This window comes from Halorubrum sp. ARQ200 (assembly GCF_005435115.1).
Taxonomy (GTDB): domain Archaea; phylum Halobacteriota; class Halobacteria; order Halobacteriales; family Haloferacaceae; genus Halorubrum; species Halorubrum tropicale.
Genome location: NZ_SGTZ01000037.1, coordinates 1 through 516, shown reverse-complemented (window position 1 = coordinate 516; position 516 = coordinate 1). Strand labels below are relative to the sequence as shown.

Annotated in this window: 1 protein-coding gene; it reads left to right on the top strand. The window is 68.6% G+C overall.

Going from position 1 to position 516, the window contains the following annotated elements:
• Nucleotides 1–158: 158 nt before the first annotated feature.
• A partial coding sequence (locus tag EXE50_RS16930) for a hypothetical protein (protein WP_199241450.1) occupies nt 159–516 on the top strand: 358 nt, incomplete at its 3' end.

The following is a 516-nucleotide window of genomic DNA, read 5'->3' as shown; positions in this document are numbered from 1 at the left end:
CGGTGGGCGGGCCGGTGGAGAGTGGTCGCGCTCACACCACTCGTTGGCCGCGGACGGACAAATGGCCGACGGTCGGCGAGGCGGTCCGCGCGAAACGCCGCCGCAGCCGCCGAACGGAAGCCGTAGCACATACAGTCCCCCCGGAGGTAGAGGGAGGTATGGTCGACCCCATATTCACCTACGTCGGCGGCATCGGGTTCCTCGTCCTGATCATCGGGTCCATGCTGTACCTGATGTACAACTACGAGGGCGTCGACGAGGAGGACACCCCCAGCGAGAGCGTCGTCCGCGGTGCCGGCCCCGTCGCGGCCGAGAACGAGGCGAACGAGCCGGTCGACGGCGCCGCCGACGACGCGATGGACGCCGTGGAAGCGGCCGAGAGCGACGAGGCGGCTGCGGAGGAGGACGAAGCGGCCGAGGCGGAGGTCGACGACGAGGAAGCTGAGGCGACCACGGAGGAAGACGACGAGGAAGCTGAGACGACCACGGAGGAAGACGACGAGGAAGCTGAGACGA